The following is a 20,748-nucleotide window of genomic DNA, read 5'->3' on the forward strand; positions in this document are numbered from 1 at the left end:
CGCGGCGGACGGGCCGCTCGGGGCCGCCGACCGCGGGTCCGGCGCCGGCGGGGTGCTCGCGGGCGGCGGCGTGCTCGGCGCCGCCGTCGGCCCGGGCGAGGGTTCCGGCTCGGGCGAGGGTGCGACGGGGGCCGGGGGCGAGGCTTCGACGGTGACCGGGGCGGCGCCCGCGGACGGTGAACCGGACCGGCCGGGCCCGTCGGGCACCGCACCACCACCGGCCGCCGGACCGGGCCCGGCCGACTCCGCCGGCTCGGGCGGCACCGACGGCTCCGCCGGGGCGGCGGAGTCGTCGGGAACGGAGCCGGCGGGAACGGAGCCGGCGGGAACGGAGCCGGCGGTGGCCTCCGGCCCGCCCACGACCTCCTGCGGGCCGGCCGGCCGCACCGGCGCGGCCGCCGTCGCCGGCGCCACCACGGCCAGCGGCAGGACGAGCCCGAGCGCCGCGATCGCCAGCAGCCGCCCCAGCCGGCGGTCGCCACGACGGCCCCGGCGGGCGCCGGTACCGGCCCGGCCCCGGGTACGACACCGGGTACGGCCCTGGGACGGCGCGGTGGGCAGCGGCCCGAGGAACGCGTTCGAAGGTGCGGCCACGGTCGAGGTCCTTCCGACGGCCGACCGCGCACAGGCGCGGTCGGCGGCGGGACAGCTCCGGACCAGCGTCACACAATCGGGCATTCCGGGCATTTCGAACGACTGTGCACCAACCGTCGCCCGACCACCGCCTCCCCCGGCCGCCCCGCCGCCCCCGGGAGGGCGTCAGGCCCGCAGCACCACCTTGCCGACCTGCTCACCGTTCTCCAGCGCCCGGTGCCCGGCCGCCGCCTCGGTCAGCGGCAGCACCCGGTCGATCACCGGCCGGACCAGGCCCGACTCGACCAGCGGCCAGACGTGCTCGCGCACCGCCGCGACGATCGCCGCCTTCTCCGCCAGCGGCCGCCCGCGCAGATTGGTGGCGATCACCGCGCCGCGCTTGCGCAGCAGCGTGTTGAGGTTGATCTCGCCCTGCACCCCGCCCTGCAGCCCGATGATCACCAGCCGGCCGTTGACCGCCAGCGCGTCCACGTTCCGCTGCAGGTACGCGGCGCCCATGAGGTCCAGGATCACGTCCGCCCCGGCGCCGCCGGTGGCCTCCCTGAGCACCTCGACGAAGTCCTGCTCGCGGTAGTCGATCGTGATGTCGGCGCCGAGCTCGGCGCACCGGGCCAGCTTCTCGGCGCTGCCCGCCGTCACCGCCACCCGGGCACCGACCGCCTTGGCCAGCTGGATCGCCATCGTCCCGATGCCGCTGGCCCCGCCGTGCAGCAGCACCGTCTCCCCCGGCCGCAGGTGCGCGACCAGGAAGACGTTGGACCACACCGTCGCGGCGACCTCCGGCAGCGCGGCGGCCTCCTCCGGGGTGAGCCCCTTCGGCACCGGCAGCAGCTGACCGACCGGCACCGCGACCCGCTGCGCGTACCCGCCGCCCGACAGCAGCGCACAGACCTCGTCGCCGATGCCCCAGCCGGCCACCCCGGGCCCGAGGGCGACGATCCGACCCGAGCACTCCAGGCCGGGATAGGGCGAGCTGCCGGGCGGCGGATCGTAGAAGCCCTGCCGCTGGAGCAGGTCGGCCCGGTTCACCGCGGTCGCCGCCACCTCGACCAGGACCTCGCCGTCACCGGGCACCGGCTCCGGCACCTCGGCCCAGACCAGTGCCTCGGGCCCGCCGGGTTCAGGAATCGTCATCGCATGCATGACCCGAAGCTACTGCGTCCCGGCGGCCGCGCGGGGGCGCCCCGCGCGGTCGGCGGCGGCACCGGCCCGGGCCAGTGCGCCCGCCGGCCCGGCCCGGTGGGAGCGTCCGGCTCAGCCCGCCAGCCCGGCCAGCACCTCGGCGCCCGGCAGGGCCGCCAGCGCCCGGCCCGGCAGGATCAGCTTGCCCCGCCGCCGCCCGCTTCCCACCAGCACGTACGGCGCCCGGGCCACCGCCTCGTCGATCAGCAGCGGCCAGTCGGCCGGCAGCCCGACCGGGGTGATGCCGCCGTACTCCATCCCCGTCCGCTCGACCGCCGCGTCCATCGGCGCGAACGAGGCCTTGCGCGCCTCCAGGCGCCGGCGGACGGCCTGGTTCACGTCCAGCCGGGTGTGGGCGAGCACCACGCAGGCGGCCTGCGTGGTCTCCCCGCCGCGCTTGGCGGCGACCACCACGCAGTTCGCCGACGCCTCCAACGGCACCCCGTAGGTCTCGCAGAACACCGCGGTGTCCGCCTTCTCCGGGTCGGTGTCCACGTAGAGCACGGACCGGGCGGCCTCCCGGTCGTCCCAGCTCCCGAGGGCCTCGGCCACCGGCCGGGCGAGGAGCCCGACGACCTCCAGGGCCGGGGCGACCGTCTCGAACGTGCCGAACGGGGGCTGCGGTTGCTCAGTCATGGGACGAACTGTAGCCACCGCCAGATCACTTGATGACGATCACCCGGTCGGTGAGCTGGAGCACCTGGGCCTCCGGCTCGGTGTAGTTGATCACCCGGCGGCCCCGGACCACCGCGACCACGAGGTCCTCGCACGCGCGCGGGCCGTGCCCCGCCTCGGCCCGGGTCACCGGGCGCTCGATCACGTCCAGGCCGTTGCCGTAGGTGAGCAGGTCCTCCATCACCGCGCCGGCGTGCGGGCTGAGCATCGACATGCCGAGCAGCCGGCCCGCCGAACTGGAGCTGGTCACCACCACATCGGCGCCGCTCTGCCGCAGCAGCGGCGCGTTCTCGTCCTCCCGGACGGCCGCGACCACGGTGGCGGCCTTGGTGAGCTGGCGCGCGGTCAGCGTGATCAGGACGGCGGTGTCGTCGCGCTCGGGCGCCACCACCACCCGCGCGGCCGCGGGCAGTCCGGCGCGCAGCAGAGTGTCGGTCCGGGTCGCGTCGCCGACCACCCCCACCAGCCCGTGCTGGGCGGCCTGGTCGATCACCTTGCGCTGCGGGTCGACCACCACGATGTCCTCCTTGCGCACCCCCTGGCCGAGCAGGGTGTCGACGGCGCTGCGCCCCTTGGTGCCGTAGCCGATCACGACGGTGTGCTCGCGCACGGTGGACCTCCAGCGGTTCAACCGCCACTGCTGGCGGGTGCGTTCGGTGAGCACTTCCAAGGTCGTGCCGACCAGGATGATCAGGAAGACCACGCGCAGCGGAGTGATCACGAAGATATTGGTGAGCCGGGCGCTGTCACTGAACGGGGTGATGTCGCCGTACCCGGTGGTGGAGAGCGTCACGGTGGCGTAGTACGCCGCGTCCAGGAAGCTCAGCCCGCCGCCGGCGTTGTCGTTGTAGCCGGCCCGGTCCAACCAGACGATCACGGTGGTGGCCACCAGCACGGCGAGCGCCACCAGCAGCCGTGAGCCGACCTGCCGGACGGCGGGCGCGGACGGCCGCGCGGGCAGCACGATGCCGGCGTCCGCCCACGGCTCGGTGCCGGGGGTCACCGGGCGCAGGGGCGATTCGCGGCGACGCCCGCTCACGGGACCTCCAGGAGTTCGACGGTGTCGCCGGCCGCCGCGCCGCCGGGCGCCACCACGGCGAGCGCCTCGGCGCGGGCCAGACCGCGCAGCATCGCCGGGCCGTCGAAGGCCAGCGGGACCACGCCGTGGACGGTGCGGCGCACCGGCAGCAACCGGGTGTCGGCCGGGTGACCGGCCAGGTCGACGGCGGCGAGCGCGAGGTCCGGCTCGCCGGTGGACCGGCCGCCCCGGGCGTACAGCAGCGGCAGGGCGAGGGTGACGGTGCCGGCCACCGCGGCCAGCGGGTTGCCCGGCAGGCCCACCAGGTGCCGGCCGCCCGGGAGCTCGGCGAGCAGCATCGGGTGGCCGGGGCGGACGGCGACGCCGTCCACCAGCAACCGGCCGCCGGCCTCGGCCAGGGCCCGGTGCAGGTAGTCGACCGGCCCGGCGGCCGTCCCGCCGGTGGTGATCACCACATCGGCGGTGGAGTGCCGGACGGCGTCCCGGAGCAGTCCGAAGTCGTCGCGGACGGACCGCGCCTCCCCCACCTCGGCCCCGGCCGCCCGCAGCCAGGGCGGCAGCAGCGGGCCGAGCGCGTCCCGGACCAGGCCGGACCCAGGGATCCCGAAGCCGAGCAGTTCGTCGCCGAGGACGAGGAGTTCGACGACCGGGCGGCGGCGGACCGCCAGCAGGTCGTAGCCGCAGGCCGCGGCCAGGCCCAGCACGGCCGGTCCGACCGGGGTGCCGGCGGCCAGCAGCGCCTCGCCGCGGCGGCACTCCTGCCCGCGCGGGCGGACGTCCTGACCGGTGGTCAGCGAGCCCGGGCCGCGGTCGTGCAGCAGGGCTCCGACCCGCTCACCGTGCTCGCGGCGGAGCACCGCGGTGGCCCCGGACGGGAGCCGGGCACCGGTGGCGATCTCGGCGGCCGCGCCGTCGGCCAGCGGCGGCACGCTCGGCTGCCCGGCCAGCACCCGCCCGACGACCCGCCAGGGGCCCGGTCCGGCGACGGCCCAGCCGTCCATCGCCGAGGTGTCGAAGGAGGGCAGGTCGGTGAGGGCGGTGAGCGGTTCGGCGAGGGTCCGGCCCAGCGCGTCGGCCAGGTCCAGTCGCTGCGGCGGGAGCGGGTTCAGCCCGGCCCGGCGGGCGGCGGCCCTGGCCCGCGGCCAGGTCAGGGACCGGGCGGCGGAACGCCGGCCGGGCACCGCGGCCTCCTCGACGGTGCTCACGGGTGCTCCGGCCCGGCCGCCGCCGTCCAGCGCGCGGCGAGGTCGGCGGTGCGCCGGGACGCCTCGGCGACGGCCTCCGGGCCCCCACCGCGCTGCGCGGCCGCGTAGCCGATCAGGAAGGCGGTCAGCGGCGCGGCCGGCCGGGCCACCCCGTGCGCGACCACCCGGGCGAGGTCGAGCAGTCCGGGGACGTCGACGTCCAGGTCGATCCCCAGTTCGGCCCGGACCTCGGCCATCCAGTCATCCAGCGTGCGCTCCATGGGCCCCATGCTGCCTGATCGGCGGTTTCCCCGTGATGTTTCCCCGGTGGCAGACGCGCGTCGTTTCCCGCACGACGGGCCACCGGGCCCGTGCGCGGGGCCCTGTCCCGCCCGCCGCGGCCGCTACCGGCGGTCGCGCTCGCGGGCCCGCTCCAGCTCCTCCCAGGTGTCGCAGTCGTGGGTGACGTCGTCGGTGTCGGCCAGCCGGAGGGTGCGCAGGCCGCCGGTCAGCCGGCGCAGCGGCAGCCCGGCCGGCTCCCCGGCGGCCGCCAGCGCGGCGCGCAGCGCGGCGGTGCGGTAGGCGGCGGCGAGCGGCTGGTCGTGTCCGGCGGCGTCGACCAGGACGACGGCCCCGGTCGCCGGCCCCGCCCCGGCGAGGGCCGCGACCAGCCGGCCGACGGTCCGCTCGTCCAGGAACGGCAGGTCGGCGGCGAGCAGCAGCACCACCTCGGCCGTCACCTCGGCCAGGCCCGCCGCGACGGCCGCCACCGGACCGCCGCCGGGCGGCCGCTCCCGGGTCCAGCGGACCCCGGTCCGGACGGTGGGCCTGGCCGGACCGACCACCACGGTGGTGCGGGCCCCGGCGGCGGCGGCGAGCACCCGGTCGAGCAGCGCCCGCCCGCCGACGGTCAGCGCGGGCTTGTCCGTGCCGCCGAGCCGGCGGGCGGCGCCCCCGGCCGGCACGATCACGTCGTACGGCGTCATGCCGCCAGTATCCGCCCGGGACCGGGTCGGTCCTCGGGGTCGGTCCTCGGGGTCAGTCCTCGGGGTCCTCGTCGACGATCTCGGCGTCGACGATCCCGTCGTCCTCCTCCGGGGCCCGGCGGACCACCACTCCGTCGTCCTCCGGGGCCGGGCGGCGGGCCAGGTTGGCGGCGGCGCTCAGCTCCAGGATGGCCGGCAGGGTCAGCTCCCCGTACCGCTCGCCCACCGCCGCGACCAGTTCCTCCGCGTCGGCCGGGCCCTCGGCCAGCAACCGGTCGAAGTCCCGCAGGTAGTCGCCGGTGAAGGCGAGCACCCGGGCCGCGTCGTCGTCCTGCTCGGGCGCCCGGTGGCCGGCGATCACCCGCTCCGCGCCGAGCGCGGCGATCCGGCCGAGGTTGCCTACCCAGGCGGTGCGCTGGTCCGGGGTGGTGTCGGCCGTCCACACGTGGGTGCCGTTGTAGACGAAGTCACCGGCGATCACGGTGCGGATGCTCGGCACGTGGACGACCGTGGAGCCCTCGCAGTCGCCCTGGCCGAGCAGCAGCACCGGGATCACCTGGCGGTCGACCATCAACGGCTGGGGCAGCAGCGGCGCGGGCACCAGCGGGTGGTCGGGGATGTCGTCGCCGTACACCGGCTTCCACTGGGCGACCTTGGCGGCGGCGGTGCGCAGGATGCCGTCCACCACCGGCGGCGCGGCCAGCAGCCGCGCCTCCGGGAAGAGCTTCAGCACCTCCTCGGCGCCGAAGTAGTGGTCCGGGTGGTGGTGGGTGACCACGATGGCCAGCAGCCGGCGGTTCTTGCCGGCCACCCACTCGGCCAGCTCACGGCCGGCGCTGCGGGTCAGCTGGGCGTCGACCAGGATCGCGGTGCGCTCACCGAGGATCAGCGTGGAGGTGGCGAAGAAGGCCGACTCGGGACCGGTGAAGACGGCGGTCTCCAACGGCCGGGCACCGGCCGGCTCGGGGCCGGTGGTCCCCGCGGCCCGGTCGGCCCCGGCGAGGTCGCCGGCCGCGGCGCCCGCGTGCTCCGCGTCGGCGCTCCCCTCGGGCGAGGACGACGTCACTGGCTGCTCCCTCCGGTCGGCGCGCGGACTCCCTGCGCCCTACAGCATGGGAGCACCGCCCGCCGATTGCGCGGAAGGCGCGCCCGGCGGGCGCGCCTTCCCGGTCGTGCCCGGAGCCCGTCGGAGCCCCGGTCAGGCGGCCGGCGCCTTCGCCCGGCGCGCCGCGTCCTCCAGTGCCCGGGCCTTGGAGTCGGCGGCCTGCTGCACGAAGTCGGCCATCGCGGGCACGGTCGCCGCCAGGGTGAACTCGGGGACGATGAAGTCGACCTCCAGCCCGAGCATCCCGGTCAGCACCTTCTCCAGGTAGGTGGTGACGAACTCGTACGGCTCCCGCGGGGCGCCGGGCGCGTACGAGCCGCCGCGTGCCGCGACCACCGTCACCGGCGTGCCCGCCGCCGAGGGGGTGTCGCCCGCCGTGCGGCCCATCAGGATCACCTGGTCCAGCCAGGCCTTGAGGCTGGACGGGATCGTGAAGTTGTACATCGGGGTGCCGATCACGATCGCGTCGGCCTGCTCCAGCTCCGCCATCAGCTCCTCGCGCAGGGCGAAGGCGGCCGCCTGCTCGGGGTCGCGCCCGTCGGCCGGGGTGAAGGCGGCGGAGATGCCGTGGGCGTCCAGGTGCGGCAGCTGCTGGGCGGCGAGGTCGCGGTGGATCACCACGCCGTCCGGGTGCTGGGCCTGCCAGGCGGCCCGGTAGGCGGCCGAGACCTCGCGGGAGACGGAGCCGTCGGTGAACGCGGACGAGTCGATGTGCAGCAGAGTGGGCATGGCGAACCTCCATCAAGTAAGCAGCTGCTCTTTCCGCCGCAGCTGCAAGTACCGTAGCAGCTTACTTTTCTGCAGTCACTAGTAGACGGACCGGTACGCTGTACCCATGGCCCAGCACGAGGTGACCGCCCAGGTCCACGCCACGCCCGTGGAGTGCGGGGAGGCCGCGCCCGTCTGCACCGGCAGCGAGATCGCGCTGACCCGGGTCTTCACCCTGCTCGGCAAGCGCTGGACCGGCCTGATCGTGGCCGTCCTCACCAACAACGGGCCCGGCTACTTCTCCGAACTGCGCCGCACCGTCCCCGGCATCAGCGAGCGGATGCTCTCCGACCGCCTCACCGAGCTGGCCGACGCCGGGCTCGTGCTGCGCCAGGTCGACGAGGGCCCGCCGCTGCGCGTCAGCTACCGCCTCACCGAGGCGGGCGCGGCCCTGCGCCCGGCGCTCACCGAACTCGCCGTCTGGGCCGACCAGTACCTGCCGGACAGCGCCCTCAGGCCGCCCGGCTCCTGCTGAACCGCCGCGCGCCCACGGCGCCGGCCACTCCTGCCGCGCCTGCCGCACCGGCCACCTCGGCCACCTCGGCCTCGGAACGCACGAAACGCCCGGGCCCGCCTGTCGGAGGACAGGCGGGCCCGGGCGTCGTCGGATCAGTGGGCCGTCGGATCATCGGGCCTTCGGCCGGCCCCCGCGGCCGGTCAGCCCTTGCGGCCGGTCAACTTGGCGAACCGGTCGGCGACGCCCCAGGAGGTGACGCGCCAGAGCGCCTCCAGCACGATGTGCCGGCTCATCTTGGACGCCCCCAGCTCGCGCTCCACGAAGGTGATCGGCACCTCGGCCACCTTGAAGCCGGCCTTCACCGTGCGCCAGGCCAGGTCGACCTGGAAGCAGTAGCCGGCCGAGGCGACCTCGTCCATGCCCAGACCGAGCAGCGTCTCCTTGCGGAAGGCCCGGTAGCCGCCGGTGACGTCGCGGATCGGCACGTCCAGCATGAGCCGCGAGTACGTCGAACCGCCGCGCGAGAGCAGCAGGCGCGACTTCGGCCAGTTCACCACCCGGCCGCCCGGCACCCACCGCGAACCGAGCACCAGGTCGGCGCCGCGCAGCGCGCTCAGCAGCCGGTTCAGTTCCTCGGGCTGGTGCGAGCCGTCCGCGTCCATCTCGACCAGGACGTCGTAGCCGTGGTCGATGCCCCAGCGGAAGCCCGCCAGGTAGGCGGCGCCCAGCCCCTCCTTGCCCCGGCGGTGCATGACCTGCACGTGCGAGTCCTCGGCGGCCAACTTGTCGGCCAGCTCACCGGTGCCGTCGGGGCTGTTGTCGTCGGCGACCAGGACGTGGACCTCGGGCACGGCGGCGCGGACCCGTCCGACGATCCGCTCGACGTTCTCCGCCTCGTTGAACGTCGGAATGATCACCAGCACCCTGCCGAGATCAGCAAAACTCTGCTGGTTCACGGTCACGTACAAACCTCTCGGCCGGTGGCGGGAAGTGCCAGTCACCGTTGCCCGCACTCTGGGACGCAGTCCCCGTCGGCATCCCGCCGACCTGGAAACCACTGTGGAAACTACTGCGTCCTGGCATTCTACTACCGCGTCCTCGAACAGCCGGTACGCCCGGGGCACTCCCCGCCGACCACGGCCGTTTCCCTCCCGACGGCACCGGTCGGCTAGGGTCGACGCCCAGCCTCTGCCCGGACCACCCGCTCGCCGGGCCGTCTCCCGGCGATCCGGCACACCAGCGACTGCAGCGAAGGAGCAGGACCGCGCGCATGGACAGGCTCGTCAACACAGTCCGCCCGTACGCCTGGGGGTCGCTCACCGCGCTCCCCGAGCTGCTCGGACAGGAACCGACCGGGGAACCGCAGGCCGAGCTGTGGATGGGCGCCCACCCCGGCGCGCCCTCCCGCGCCGACCGGGGCGAGGGGCCCCGCCCGCTGGACGAGCTCATCGCCGCCGACCCGGAGGGCGAGCTGGGCGCCGCCACCGTGGCCCGGTTCGGCCCCACCCTGCCGTTCCTGTTCAAAGTCCTGGCCGCCGGCATCCCGCTCTCCATCCAGGCCCACCCCAGCCTGGACCAGGCGCGCGCCGGGTACGCCGCCGAGAACGCCCTGGGCATCCCCTCCGACGCCCCCCACCGCAGCTACCGCGATGCCAACCACAAGCCCGAACTCATCTGCGCGCTCGACGAGTTCGACGGTCTCTGCGGGTTCCGCACACCGGCCGGGGCCGCCGCCCTGCTGGCCGGCCTGGAGGTACCCGCGCTCGACCCGCTGATCGCGCTGCTGGGCGCCGAGGACGAGGCCGAGGCGCTGCGCGCCACCCTGGCCGCCGTGCTCACCATGGACGACGCCACCGCCGCCGCGACCGTCCGGGACACCGCCGAGGCGGTGGACAAGGCCGCCGCCGGCGACCCGGACGGCCCGTACGCGCTGTACGGCCGGATCACCCGCGAGTTCCCCGGCGACCGCGGCCTGCTCGCCGGCCTGCTGCTGAACGCCGTCCGGCTCCGCCCCGGCCAGGCGCTCTACCTCGGCGCGGGCGTCCCGCACGCCTATCTGCACGGCGTCTGCGTCGAGTTGCAGGCCAACTCCGACAACGTCCTGCGGGCCGGGCTCACGCCCAAGCACATCGACGTGCCGGAGCTGCTCAAGGTGGTGCGGTTCACCTCCGGCGCACCGGAGTCGCTGCTGCCCACGGCCGTCGCGGACACCCCCGGCGAGGAGCTCTACCCCGTTCCCGTCGACGAGTTCCGGCTCTCCCGCTTCACCCTGGACGACGGTCGGGCCCGACTCGACGGCCGGGCCCCGCAGATCCTGCTCTGCACCGCCGGCGCCGCCCGGCTCACCGCCGCCGACGGCAGCACCCTGGACCTCGCCCGCGGCGAGTCGGCGTTCCTCCCCGCGACCGGCACCGTCACCACGGTCGACGGCACCGGCGCCACCGTGTTCCGCGCCACCGTCACCCTCTGACCCCGGCGCCCCGGTACCCGTAGGGCCCGTACCCCACCCGGGTACGGGCCCTACGCACGGTCGGGACGGCGCGGTCAGTCCCGCGTCATGTCGACGAAGCGCGAGTAGTGGCCCTGGAAGGCCACCGTGATGGTGGCCGTCGGGCCGTTACGGTGCTTCGCGACGATCAGGTCGGCCTCGCCGGCGCGCGGCGACTCCTTCTCGTAGGCGTCCTCGCGGTGGAGCAGGATGACCATGTCGGCGTCCTGCTCGATCGAGCCGGACTCACGCAGGTCGGAGACCATCGGCCGCTTGTCGGTGCGCTGTTCGGGACCACGGTTCAGCTGGGAGAGCGCGATCACCGGCACCTCCAGCTCCTTGGCCAGCAGCTTCAGGTTTCGCGACATGTCGGAGACCTCCTGCTGGCGGTTCTCCGCCCGGCGGGAGCCACCGGACTGCATCAGCTGGAGGTAGTCGATGACGACCAGCTTGATGTCGTTGCGCTGCTTCAGCCGGCGGCACTTGGCGCGGATCTCCATCATCGACAGGTTCGGCGAGTCGTCGATGAACAGCGGGGCCTCGCTGACGTCCGGCATCCGGCGGGCGACCCGCGTCCAGTCGTCGTCCGTCATGTTGCCGGAGCGCATGTGGTGCAGCGCCACCCGGGCCTCGGCCGAGAGCAGCCGCATGGCGATCTCGTTGCGCCCCATTTCGAGCGAGAAGATCACGCTCGGCAGCTTGTTCTGGATCGAGCAGGCACGCGCGAAGTCCAGGGCCAGCGTCGACTTGCCCATGGCCGGACGGGCGGCGATGACGATCATCTGGCCCGGGTGCAGACCGTTGGTGAGCTGGTCGAAGTCGGCGAAGCCGGTGGGGACACCGGACATCTGGCCGTTGCGGGAGCCGATCGCCTCGATCTCGTCGAGAGCGCCCTCCATGATGTCGGAGAGCGGCGCGTAGTCCTCGTTGGTCCGCTGCTCGGTGACGGCGTAGATCTCCGCCTGGGCCGCGTTGACGATCTCGTCGACGTCACCCTCGGCGGCGTAGCCCATGCCCGCGATCCGGGTGCCGGCCTCGACCAGGCGGCGCAGCACCGCGCGCTCGTGGACGATCTCGGCGTAGTACTCGGCGTTGGCCGCGGTCGGGACGGAGTTGACCAGGGTGTGCAGGTAGCCGGGGCCGCCGACCCGGACGAGTTCGCCGCGCTTGGTCAGCTCGCCGGCCACCGTGATCGGGTCGGCCGGCTCGCCGCGGGCGTAGAGGTCGAGGATCGCGCCGTGGATCAGCTCGTGGGCGGGCCGGTAGTAGTCGGCCGGCTTGAGCACCTCGACCACATCGGCGATGGCGTCCTTGGAGAGCAGCATGCCGCCGAGGACGGACTGCTCGGCGGCGAGGTCCTGCGGGGGCACCCGCTCGAAGCCGTCGGCGCCGGAGCGCTCGTCCTCGTCGTCCTGGCGGCGCTTGCCGCCGTCGCGCTGGAAGCCGCCCGAACCCTTGCCGCCCTTCTGGAAGCCACCCGAGCCGGATCCCGAAGCGGATCCCGAACCGGACCCCGGACCCTGACCGCGCCCGCGCGCGACCGGCAAACGGTCGCCGGGGCCGTCCGGGAAGGGCGCGTCGGCGAAGGCGCCGACGGGGAACGGATCGTCCGCGGTCTGCCAGTCCTCCTCCGGCGGCGGGGCGTCGTGGTCGTCGTACTGGGGGCCGGTCACGCGTGTTCCCCGATCAGCGAGTGGTGCGAGTTGGAGCGGGCCTTGCCGGTGGCTGGGTGGAGCGGAGCCGCGCTCCTCTTTCTACGCCACCGCACCGACAAATCGGACGCCGGGGCGGGTGGGAGTGTCGGGCGGAGAGCCCACGCTAAGGCGCCGGGAGCCCTTCAGCCAAGGCGGTTATCCACAGGGGGTGTGGACGACCGGCCGGAGGCTGTGGAGAAGTGCCGCAAACCTGTGGACGCCCCTGTGGAAAGCCCTGTGGATAACCAGACCATCGATCTACTGTCAACTTACTGACCTGGGATTACCTCTTCCCGGGGCTGTGCATGAGAAATTCTTCACACGCAGCCGGGTGGCCGTGGACACACACCGCCGCACCGGGGCCGCTCAAGATTTCGAGTAACACTTCAAACCCCCTGGCGGTCATTACCTGTGGATGAGTAGCCTTGTCCCCATGACCGCCCCCACCCTCGACCGCCGCCGGTACGACCGGGAGATCCTCGCCCTCGCCGTCCCGGCCTTCGGCGCCCTGGTCGCCGAGCCGCTGTTCCTGCTGGCCGACTCGGCCATCGTGGGCCACCTCGGCACCCCCCAGCTGGCCGGTGTGGGTGTCGCCTCGGCCGCGCTCACCACGGCCACCGGGGTGTTCGTCTTCCTCGCCTACGCCACCACCGCCGCGGTCGCCCGCCGGATCGGCGCCGGGGACCGCCGGGCCGCCGTCCAGCAGGGCATCGACGGCATCTGGCTGGCGCTCGCGCTGTCCCTCGGCGTGGTCGCCCTGACCCTGCTGCTGGCGCCCTGGGTGGCCGATCTGCTGGGCGCCTCGGCCACCGCCGCGCCCTACGCCGTGACGTATCTGCGGATCAGCGCGCTCGGCATCCCCGCGATGCTGATGGTGATGGCCGCCACCGGGGTGCTGCGCGGGCTCCAGGACACCCGGACACCGCTGGTGGTGGCGGTCGCGGGGTTCGCCGCCAACCTCGCCATGAACGCCGCCCTGGTGTACGGCGCCGGGCTCGGAGTGGCCGGCTCGGCCTGGGGCACCGTCCTGGCCCAGACCGGGATGGCGGCCGCCTACCTCGTCGTGGTGGTCCGCGGGGCCCGCCGGGAGCGTGCCTCGTTGCGGCCGGACGCGGCGGGCATCCGGGCCTGCGCCCGGGCCGGCGGTCCGCTGATGGTCCGCACGCTGAGCCTGCGCGCGATCCTGATGATCGCCACCGCCGTCGCCGCCGGGCTCGGCGACGACGCGATCGCGGCGCACCAGATCGCCATGACGGTGTTCCTCTTCATCGCCTTCGCGCTGGACGCCATCGCCATCGCCGGGCAGGCGATCATCGGCCGCCACCTGGGCGCCGACGACGTCACCGGGGCGAGGGCGGCCACCCGGCGGATGATCGAGTGGGGCGTCGGCTCCGGTGTGCTGCTCGGCCTGCTGGTGGTGGTCGCCCGACCGCTGTACGTCCCGCTGTTCACCCCCGACCCGGTGGTGCAGGGGCAGCTGAACACCGTCCTGCTGCTGCTCGCGCTCAGCCAGCCGGTGGCCGGTCTGGTCTTCGTGCTGGACGGGGTGCTGATGGGCGCGGGTGACGGCCCCTACCTGGCCTGGGCGATGCTCGCCACGCTCGCGGTCTTCGCCCCGGCGGCCCTCGCGGTCCCCGCCAGCGGCACCGGACTGGCCGGGCTCTGGTGGGCGATGAACCTGTTCATGCTGGTCCGCGCGGCGTTCCTGGCCCAGCGGGCCCGGAGCGGCAAGTGGCTGGTCACCGGCGCGGTCCGGGCCTGAGCCCAGCGGGGGCCCGGGCCCGCCGGCGGCGGCCCGGGAACGACCGAGGGCCGGCCTCCCCGGAGGGGGAGACCGGCCCTCGGGCCACAGCTACGGAGCTCAGGCAGCGACGACGGCGACGTCGAGGTTGGCCTGGACATCGGCGTGCAGCTTGACCGAGACCTTGTGGGTGCCCACGGTCTTGATCGGCGAGGCGATCGCGACGGCGCGCTTGTCCACGACCGGACCGCCGGCGGCCTTGATGGCCTCGACGACATCGGCCTGGGTCACCGAACCGAACAGACGGCCGGCCTCGCCCGAGCGAACGGCCAGCTTGACCTGGACGCCTTCGAGCTTGCCCTTGACCTCGGTGGCGGCCTCAAGGGTCTGGATCTCGTGGATCTTGCGGGCGCGACGGATGGCGTCGACGTCCTTCTGGCCACCCTTGGTCCAGCGGATGGCGAAGCCACGCGGAACCAGGAAGTTGCGGGCGTAGCCGTCCTTGACCTCGACGACCTCGCCGGCAGAGCCGAGACCCGGCACCTCGTGCGTGAGGATGATCTTCATTACTTGGTCACCCTCTCTTAGCGCGCGGTGCTGGTGTAGGGCAGCAGCGCCATCTCACGGCTGTTCTTCACGGCCGTGGCGACGTCACGCTGGTGCTGGGTGCAGTTGCCGGTCACCCGGCGGGCACGGATCTTGCCGCGGTCGGAGATGAACTTCCGCAGCAGGTTCGTGTCCTTGTAGTCAACGTAGTTGACCTTGTCCTTGCAGAAGACGCAAACCTTCTTCTTCGGCTTGCGAGCAGGCGGCTTCGCCATTGTGTGCTCCATTTGGGGTTCACGGCCCGGCAGGCGTCTCGCGACGCCGGCCGCCGGACCGCACGAAATCTGTCAGCTCTTAGAACGGGGGCTCTTCCGAGAAGCCGCCGCCGGACGGAGCGCCCCAGCTGCCGCCACCCTGGTTTCCACCAGAGGGAGCGCTGGACGCCCACGGGTCGTCGGACGGGCCGGACTGGCCACCGGAGTTTCCACCCCAGTTGCCACCCTGCTGGCCGCCACCGCCGCCCCAGTTGCCGCCCTGGCCGCCGCCGCCCTGCTGGCCGCCGCCGCCGAAGCCGCCGCCACCGCCGGGAGCGCCGGACCGGTTGGCCCGGGTGACCTTCGCGGTCGCCGAGCGCAGGCTCGGGCCCACCTCGTCGACCTCGACCTCGAAGACCGTCCGCTTCTCGCCTTCCTTGGTCTCGTAAGACCGCTGGCGCAGTCGGCCCTGCACGATGACGCGCATGCCGCGCTGCAGCGACTCGGCGACGTTCTCCGCCGGCTGCCGCCAGACGTTGCACGTGAGGAAGAGGCTCTCGCCGTCCTTCCACTCGTTCGTCTGACGGTCGAAGGTGCGGGGAGTGGACGCGATGCGGAACTTCGCGACCGCCGCACCCGACGGGGTGAAGCGCAGCTCGGGGTCGTCGACGAGATTGCCGACGAGGGTGATGACGGTCTCGCCTGCCATGGTGGTGGTGACCTCTCCGGAAGAGTTCCGTTCACCGCTGTTTCACGTGAAACAGCGGACGCGAGCTACCCGAGGCCCGAAGGCCTCAGAGGTGGCTCAGTGGGTGTCCGGGCGCAGGACCTTGGTCCGCAGAACCGACTCGCTCAGGCCAAGCTGGCGGTCGAGCTCCTTGACGATCTCAGGCGTGGCCTTGAGGTCGATGACCGAGTAGATGCCCTCGGACTGCTTGTTGATCTCGTAAGCCAGACGGCGACGGCCCCAGGTGTCGACCTTCTCCACCTTGCCGCCGCCGTTGCGGACGACAGTGAGGAAGTTCTCGATCAGGGGGGCGACAGCGCGCTCCTCAACCGAGGGGTCGAGGATGACCATCAGCTCGTAGTGACGCATGTGTAACCCACCTCCTTTGGACTCAGCGGCCACGGTCTCTCCGTGGCAGGAGGGTTGTGCAGCGTCGCACCGGAGGAGTGACGACACCGGCTCACCGTAGCGGCCGGGTCCGACATTCGAGCCCCGTCCACCCGTAAGAGGGCGCAAGGGGGCACAACTACACCAGTGCAGACTGCACAGCGTACTCGCACCCGGACGGCCGAACAAAATGCATAGGGGTTGTGATCCGCGCCCCAATCGCCGCAATCTGGACGGAACGGGTTTCCTGCTCGTTCGTCTCCCCGCCAGGAGGTGGGACTCATGGCCCAGACCATCCACCGGTTCCCCGCCCTCACCCTGAATACCGACGGCCACCGGCACCCCCGCGAGAACGCCCTGGTCGGCATCACCGCGCTGCTGGGTGTGCTGGCCTTCACGACCTCGTTCTTCCACAACCTGCATCTGCTGAGCTCCTGGAGCGGGCTCTTCGGCATCGCCACCGGCCTCTGGGGACAGTTCGTCTCCGTCACCACGGCCGAACGCTTCGTCCTGGTGATCAGCCTCACCGCGTCCGCGTTCGGCTTCTACCTCGGCATCGCCCACGGCGGCCTCTGGGGCTAGCCGCCCCATCCCGCCTCATCCGCCCGATCCGTCCGATCCATCCGATCCATCCGGTCCCGGAACCCTCGGCGCCCCCGTCGCGTACCTACTCAGTGGGACAGGTACGCGACGGGGGCGCCGCCACGCCCGCAGCCGCGGGCGCCGGTGCCCCGGACGATAGGGTCAGCCCGAGAACCTGGGGCCCACCGCAGCCCGACCGACGAGGAGCACCGAGCATGAGCCTGCGCCTGAGGACGATCACCCGCGAGGAGCATCTCGCCTTCATCAGGAGCCGCGCCTCTGCCAGCCACATGCAGGTGCCGTCCTGGGGCGACGTGAAGGCGGAGTGGCGCACCGAGTCGATCGGCTGGATCGACGAGTCGAACCAGATCGTCGGCGCCGGCCTGGTCCTCTACCGGCAGCTGCCGAAGGTCAAGCGGTACCTGGCGTACCTGCCCGAGGGACCGGTGATCGACTGGTTCGACCGCGACCTCGACCGCTGGCTCTCCCCGATGCTGGCGCACCTCAAGTCGCAGGGCGCGTTCTCGGTGAAGATGGGCCCGCCGGTGGTGATCCGCCGCTGGAACGCGCCGACCATCAAGGAGGCCATCGCCGGCAAGCAGGCCAAGCGGCTGCGTGACATCGAGGCCGACTGGTACGAGCCGCGGGCCTTCGAGGTGGCCGACCGGCTCCGCAAGGCCGGCTGGCTGCAGGGCGAGGACGGCGGCGCCGGCTTCGGCGACGTCCAGCCGCGCTACGTCTTCCAGGTGCCGCTGGCCAACCGCTCGCTGGACGACATCCAGAAGGGCTTCAACCAGCTCTGGCGCCGCAACATCAAGAAGGCCGAGAAGAGCGGCGTCGAGGTGATCCAGGGCGGCTACGACGAGCTGCCGATCTTCCACCAGCTGTACCTGGTGACCGCCGAGCGCGACCGCTTCACCCCGCGCCCGCTGGCGTACTTCCAACGCATGTGGAAGGCCCTCACCTCGGAGGACCCGAACCGCATGCGGCTCTACATCGCCTACCACGAGGGCGAGCCGCTGGCCGCGACCACGATGCTGGTGGTCGGCGAGCACGTCTGGTACTCCTACGGCGCCTCGGCCAACCACAAGCGCGAGGTCAAGCCCTCCAACGCGATCCAGTGGAGGATGATGCGCGACTCCTACGCGCTCGGCGGCGGTGTGTACGACCTGCGCGGGATCAGCGACACCCTGGACGAGAACGACCACCTGTTCGGCCTGATCCAGTTCAAGGTCGGCACCGGCGGCCAGGCCGCCGAGTACCTCGGCGAGTGGGACTTCCCGCTCAACAAGCTGCTGCACAAGGCGCTCGACCTCTACATGTCGCGCCGCTGAGCCGCTTGTCCGCCGTGCCCAACACCCCCTGGGAGATGACCCGATGACGCTGTCGCTCTACCTCGACACCGAACGCTGGCGCACCCACCAGCGCTCCGTCCTGGCCGAGTTCCCCGGTCTGGTACCGGTGGCGAAGGGCAACGGCTACGGCCTGGGCAACCATCGGCTCGCCGAGGAGGCGACCCTGCTCGGCACCGGCGTCCTGGCGGTCGGCACCGCCTACGAGGCGGCCGACGCGGCCGACTGGTACGGCGGCGAACTGCTGGTGCTCACCCCGTACCGGGTCGGCGAGGAGGTCCTGCCGCTGCCGCACGCCCGGGTGATCCGGACGGTGGCGAGCCTGGACGGGCTGCGCGCGCTGCACGGCGCCCGGGTGGTGGTGGAGTGCATGACCACCATGCGCCGGCACGGGGTCGGCGCGGCCGACCTGCCGGCGGTCGCCGCCGAGCTGGACGGCGTCTCCTTCGAGGGCCTGGCCCTGCACCTGCCGATGGACCGGCCGGACGGCTCCGACCCGGTGGACGAGGTCGTCCACTGGGTGGACGGCGCCCGGGCGGCCGGGATCCCGGTGCACACCGTGTTCGTCAGCCACCTCGGCGCGGCGGGCATGGAGAAGCTGGCCCAGCGTTACCCGGACACCGTCTTCCGGGCCCGGATCGGCACCCGGCTCTGGCTCGGCGACCACGGCGCGCTGGAGGTCCGGGCCACGGTGCTGGACGTCACCCCGGTCGCGAAGGGCGACCGCTACGGCTACCGCCAGCACCCGGCGCCGTCCGACGGCCACCTGCTGGTGGTCGCCGGCGGCACCGCGCACGGCATCGGCCTGGAGGCGCCCAAGTACGTCCAGGGGATGTCCTCGCGGGCCAAGGGCATCGCCCGGGCCGGTCTGGCGACGGTCAACAAGACCAAGTCGCCGTTCAACTGGGCCGGCAAGCAGCTCTGGTTCGCCGAGCCGCCGCACATGCAGGTCTCGCTGCTCCTCCTGGACAACGAGACCAAGCCGCCGGTGATCGGTGACGAACTCGTCCTGCAGGTCCGGCACACCACCACGCACTTCGACCGCGTGGTGGACCGCTAGAGCGTGCCGCGGGCCCGGACGGACGGGCCCGCCGCCGCTACGGCTTGGTGCCGATCGTCTCCTGGATGGACGGCTCCTCGTCGAACCACTGGTCGGAGCCGCCCGGCGCGAAGGCGGCGTAGCTCGCCTCCTCGCCCAGCTGCCGGGCGGTGCCGACCACGAAGACGTCCGGGGCGCGGTCGAGCACCCCGCCGGACGGGTCGTCGGTACCGTCCCAGCGCACCGGGTCGCGGTCGGGCAGCAGGATGTCGCGGATCACCATGCCGCACAGGTAGAGCGTGCCGAGCAGGTGCAGCACGATGGCGAAGTGGTACCAGGACTCGCCGATCCCGTGCTGCTTGGGCCCGGTGACGAAGCCCAGGTGCGACCAGATGCCCAGGGTGTAGAGCACCTCGCAGGCCTGCCAGATCAGGAAGTCCCGCCAGCGCGGCCGGGCCAGCACCGCGAGCGGCAGCAGCCAGAGCGCGTACTGCGGCGAGTACACCTTGTTGAACAGGATGAAGGCCGCCACCACCAGGAAGGCCAGCTGGGCGAAGCGCGGCCGGCGGGGTGCCGAGAGGGTCAGCCAGGCGATGCCCAGGCAGGCGAGCACCATCAGCACCGCGATGAAGGTGTCCAGGTTCTCCAGTCCGACGCCGCGGCTCTGCATCAGGATCAGCCAGAACGAGCCGTAGTCCTCGGTGCGGTGCTTGCTGAAGACGTAGAAGGTCGACCAGCCCTGCCAGTTGGCGATCATGATCGGCAGATTGACCAGCAGCCAGGCACCGACCGCGCCGCCCAGCATCAGCCGGAACTCGCGCCAGCGCCCGGCCCGCCAGCAGAGCAGCAGCAGCGGGCCGATCAGCAGCAGCGGATAGAGCTTGGCCGCGGTGGCCAGCCCGATGAAGACACCGGCCCAGACCGGCCGCGAGCCGGCCCACCAGGCCATCCCGACGGCCGCCAGCGCGACCGCCAGCAGGTCCCAGTTGACGGTGGCGTTCAGCAGCAGGCAGGGGGCGAGCGCGAACATCAACGCGTCCCAGGGGCGGCGTCGGTGGGTGCGGGAGAGCGCGACCACGGCGACCACCGCGCAGGCCATCAGCAGGCCCGCGTTGATCGCCCAGAACCACTGCTCCTGCTGCTGGTTCGAGCCGCCACCGGGCGTCAGCCAGGCCGCGATCTGCATGAACAGGCCGGTCAGCACGGGGTATTCGAGGTACTGCAGATCACCCGAGGTGCCCGGGATGCGGTCCACGTAGGGGTGCAGGCCGGCCGCGAAGCCGCGCCCGGAGAAGAGGTGCGGGATGTCGCTGTAACAGGCGTGGATGTACTGCGGCGAACCCGGCTGGAACCAGGCGGCGTCGTAGCAGGGCAGCTTCTGCGCCATGCCCAGCACCGAGACCACGATCACCACCAGCGCCAGGAAGCGCGCCGGGATCCACCAGGAGACGCCCAGCAGCGCGCGCCGGCCGGGCGGGCCGCCGATCACCTCGCTGCCGGCCGCGGCCACCGGGTCCTCGTCCGCCGGGACCACCACGGTGTTGGTGGGCGGCTCGGCCGTGGCGGCGGCCGTGGCGGGCGCCGCCGGAGCTGGCCCGGAGGCCTCGATGGGCCCGGTCTGGCCGACGGATTCGTCACGAGCGCTCGACGTCATGCCGGACATCCTGCCGCACCTCCCGCGGCAGGACGAGGAGGCCCCCTGAGCGGCCCCGGCCGGATCCGGCGTTTCATGCCCAAATGACGAGAATGACGAAAATGACGAGGCCCGCGCGGGCCGTGCGGGCCGTGCGGGCCGTGCGGGCCGTGCGGCGGACCGCGACGACGAAACGGCGGTGGCGGCCCTCCGAAGAGGGGCGCCACCCCCGTTGAGCAAGGGGCGGCGCCGGGGGGGGGGCCCCGGGGGAGGGGCCCCTGACCAGGGGGGCGGCGCCCGACCGTCAGGGCCAGG

At 73.3% G+C, this 20,748-nt stretch carries 19 protein-coding genes and 2 pseudogenes; 6 read left to right on the forward strand and 15 right to left on the reverse strand.

What is annotated here, in order from left to right; translation table 11 throughout:
• From ACFXHB_RS40060 to ACFXHB_RS40095, 8 genes and pseudogenes are all read right to left on the reverse strand, one after another.
• A pseudogene (locus tag ACFXHB_RS40060) lies at positions 1-594 on the reverse strand (hypothetical protein); the annotation flags it as partial.
• Between the two features lie 165 nt (positions 595-759).
• Entirely contained in the window at positions 760-1,737 is a 978-nt protein-coding gene (locus ACFXHB_RS40065; RefSeq protein WP_380581283.1) for an NAD(P)H-quinone oxidoreductase, read from the reverse strand.
• 111 nt (positions 1,738-1,848) lie between these two features.
• Positions 1,849-2,412 carry a YbaK/EbsC family protein gene (locus ACFXHB_RS40070; protein ID WP_380581285.1) on the reverse strand — a complete coding sequence of 188 codons (564 nt, stop codon included), beginning with the start codon at positions 2,410-2,412 and terminating at the stop codon, positions 1,849-1,851.
• 25 nt (positions 2,413-2,437) lie between these two features.
• Positions 2,438-3,490: a potassium channel family protein gene (locus tag ACFXHB_RS40075; protein ID WP_380581287.1), complete on the reverse strand. Its 1,053-nt coding sequence runs from the start codon at positions 3,488-3,490 to the stop codon at positions 2,438-2,440.
• On the reverse strand, positions 3,487-4,695 hold the full coding sequence (locus tag ACFXHB_RS40080; protein ID WP_380581289.1) for a molybdopterin molybdotransferase MoeA: 1,209 nt from the start codon (positions 4,693-4,695) through the stop codon (positions 3,487-3,489). Before ACFXHB_RS40080 ends, ACFXHB_RS40075 begins: the two co-directional genes overlap by 4 nt.
• A pseudogene (locus tag ACFXHB_RS40085) lies at positions 4,692-5,660 on the reverse strand (NTP transferase domain-containing protein). Before ACFXHB_RS40085 ends, ACFXHB_RS40080 begins: the two are co-directional and overlap by 4 nt.
• A gap of 52 nt (positions 5,661-5,712) precedes the next feature.
• Complete coding sequence (locus ACFXHB_RS40090) at positions 5,713-6,726, reverse strand: MBL fold metallo-hydrolase (protein ID WP_380581291.1); 1,014 nt, start codon at positions 6,724-6,726, stop codon at positions 5,713-5,715.
• Positions 6,727-6,858: 132 nt separating this feature from the next.
• Positions 6,859-7,494, reverse strand: coding sequence for an FMN-dependent NADH-azoreductase (locus ACFXHB_RS40095; protein ID WP_380581293.1), 636 nt, complete (start codon positions 7,492-7,494; stop codon positions 6,859-6,861).
• Between the two features lie 106 nt (positions 7,495-7,600).
• Here ACFXHB_RS40095 and ACFXHB_RS40100 point away from each other — a divergent pair, with 106 nt between their 5' ends.
• The gene (locus ACFXHB_RS40100; protein ID WP_380581295.1) at positions 7,601-8,008 is read left to right on the forward strand and encodes a winged helix-turn-helix transcriptional regulator; all 408 of its coding nucleotides are present in this window, start codon (positions 7,601-7,603) and stop codon (positions 8,006-8,008) included.
• Between the two features lie 182 nt (positions 8,009-8,190).
• Here ACFXHB_RS40100 and ACFXHB_RS40105 read toward each other — a convergent pair whose 3' ends face one another.
• Entirely contained in the window at positions 8,191-8,952 is a 762-nt protein-coding gene (locus ACFXHB_RS40105; protein WP_380581297.1) for a polyprenol monophosphomannose synthase, read from the reverse strand.
• A 308-nt stretch (positions 8,953-9,260) separates the two neighbouring features.
• Here ACFXHB_RS40105 and manA point away from each other — a divergent pair, with 308 nt between their 5' ends.
• Positions 9,261-10,460 carry a mannose-6-phosphate isomerase, class I gene (gene manA / locus ACFXHB_RS40110; RefSeq protein WP_380581299.1) on the forward strand — a complete coding sequence of 400 codons (1,200 nt, stop codon included), beginning with the start codon at positions 9,261-9,263 and terminating at the stop codon, positions 10,458-10,460.
• 74 nt (positions 10,461-10,534) lie between these two features.
• On the opposite strand, the gene dnaB is transcribed toward manA, so the two are convergent.
• Positions 10,535-12,025, reverse strand: a complete 1,491-nt coding sequence (gene dnaB / locus ACFXHB_RS40115) for a replicative DNA helicase (RefSeq protein WP_380581317.1) — start codon at positions 12,023-12,025, stop codon at positions 10,535-10,537.
• 580 nt (positions 12,026-12,605) lie between these two features.
• Here dnaB and ACFXHB_RS40120 point away from each other — a divergent pair.
• The gene (locus tag ACFXHB_RS40120) at positions 12,606-13,934 is read left to right on the forward strand and encodes an MATE family efflux transporter (RefSeq protein ID WP_380581301.1); all 1,329 of its coding nucleotides are present in this window, start codon (positions 12,606-12,608) and stop codon (positions 13,932-13,934) included.
• Between the two features lie 99 nt (positions 13,935-14,033).
• On the opposite strand, the gene rplI is transcribed toward ACFXHB_RS40120, so the two are convergent.
• The 4 genes from rplI to rpsF all read right to left on the reverse strand — a co-directional run bounded on the left by rplI (position 14,034) and on the right by rpsF (position 15,809).
• Positions 14,034-14,480, reverse strand: a complete 447-nt coding sequence (gene rplI / locus ACFXHB_RS40125; protein ID WP_380581303.1) for a 50S ribosomal protein L9 — start codon at positions 14,478-14,480, stop codon at positions 14,034-14,036.
• A 17-nt stretch (positions 14,481-14,497) separates the two neighbouring features.
• Positions 14,498-14,734: a 30S ribosomal protein S18 gene (gene rpsR, locus ACFXHB_RS40130; RefSeq protein ID WP_030304537.1), complete on the reverse strand. Its 237-nt coding sequence runs from the start codon at positions 14,732-14,734 to the stop codon at positions 14,498-14,500.
• Positions 14,735-14,813: 79 nt separating this feature from the next.
• Positions 14,814-15,422, reverse strand: coding sequence for a single-stranded DNA-binding protein (locus tag ACFXHB_RS40135; protein ID WP_380581305.1), 609 nt, complete (start codon positions 15,420-15,422; stop codon positions 14,814-14,816).
• Positions 15,423-15,518: 96 nt separating this feature from the next.
• Positions 15,519-15,809, reverse strand: a complete 291-nt coding sequence (rpsF, locus tag ACFXHB_RS40140; RefSeq protein WP_380581307.1) for a 30S ribosomal protein S6 — start codon at positions 15,807-15,809, stop codon at positions 15,519-15,521.
• A 300-nt stretch (positions 15,810-16,109) separates the two neighbouring features.
• Here rpsF and ACFXHB_RS40145 point away from each other — a divergent pair, with 300 nt between their 5' ends.
• The 3 genes from ACFXHB_RS40145 to ACFXHB_RS40155 all read left to right on the forward strand — a co-directional run bounded on the left by ACFXHB_RS40145 (position 16,110) and on the right by ACFXHB_RS40155 (position 18,821).
• Positions 16,110-16,409, forward strand: coding sequence for a hypothetical protein (locus ACFXHB_RS40145; protein ID WP_380581309.1), 300 nt, complete (start codon positions 16,110-16,112; stop codon positions 16,407-16,409).
• A 215-nt stretch (positions 16,410-16,624) separates the two neighbouring features.
• A complete protein-coding gene (locus ACFXHB_RS40150) occupies positions 16,625-17,743 on the forward strand; it encodes a lipid II:glycine glycyltransferase FemX (protein ID WP_380581311.1) in 1,119 nt (372 codons plus the stop codon).
• A gap of 43 nt (positions 17,744-17,786) precedes the next feature.
• Positions 17,787-18,821 carry an alanine racemase gene (locus ACFXHB_RS40155; protein ID WP_380581313.1) on the forward strand — a complete coding sequence of 345 codons (1,035 nt, stop codon included), beginning with the start codon at positions 17,787-17,789 and terminating at the stop codon, positions 18,819-18,821.
• Between the two features lie 37 nt (positions 18,822-18,858).
• Here ACFXHB_RS40155 and ACFXHB_RS40160 read toward each other — a convergent pair whose 3' ends face one another.
• Positions 18,859-20,454: a glycosyltransferase family 87 protein gene (locus ACFXHB_RS40160; protein WP_380581315.1), complete on the reverse strand. Its 1,596-nt coding sequence runs from the start codon at positions 20,452-20,454 to the stop codon at positions 18,859-18,861.
• Between the last annotated feature and the right edge of the window lie 294 nt (positions 20,455-20,748).

This window comes from Kitasatospora sp. NPDC059327, from assembly GCF_042752535.1.
In the GTDB taxonomy this organism is placed as follows: domain Bacteria; phylum Actinomycetota; class Actinomycetes; order Streptomycetales; family Streptomycetaceae; genus Kitasatospora.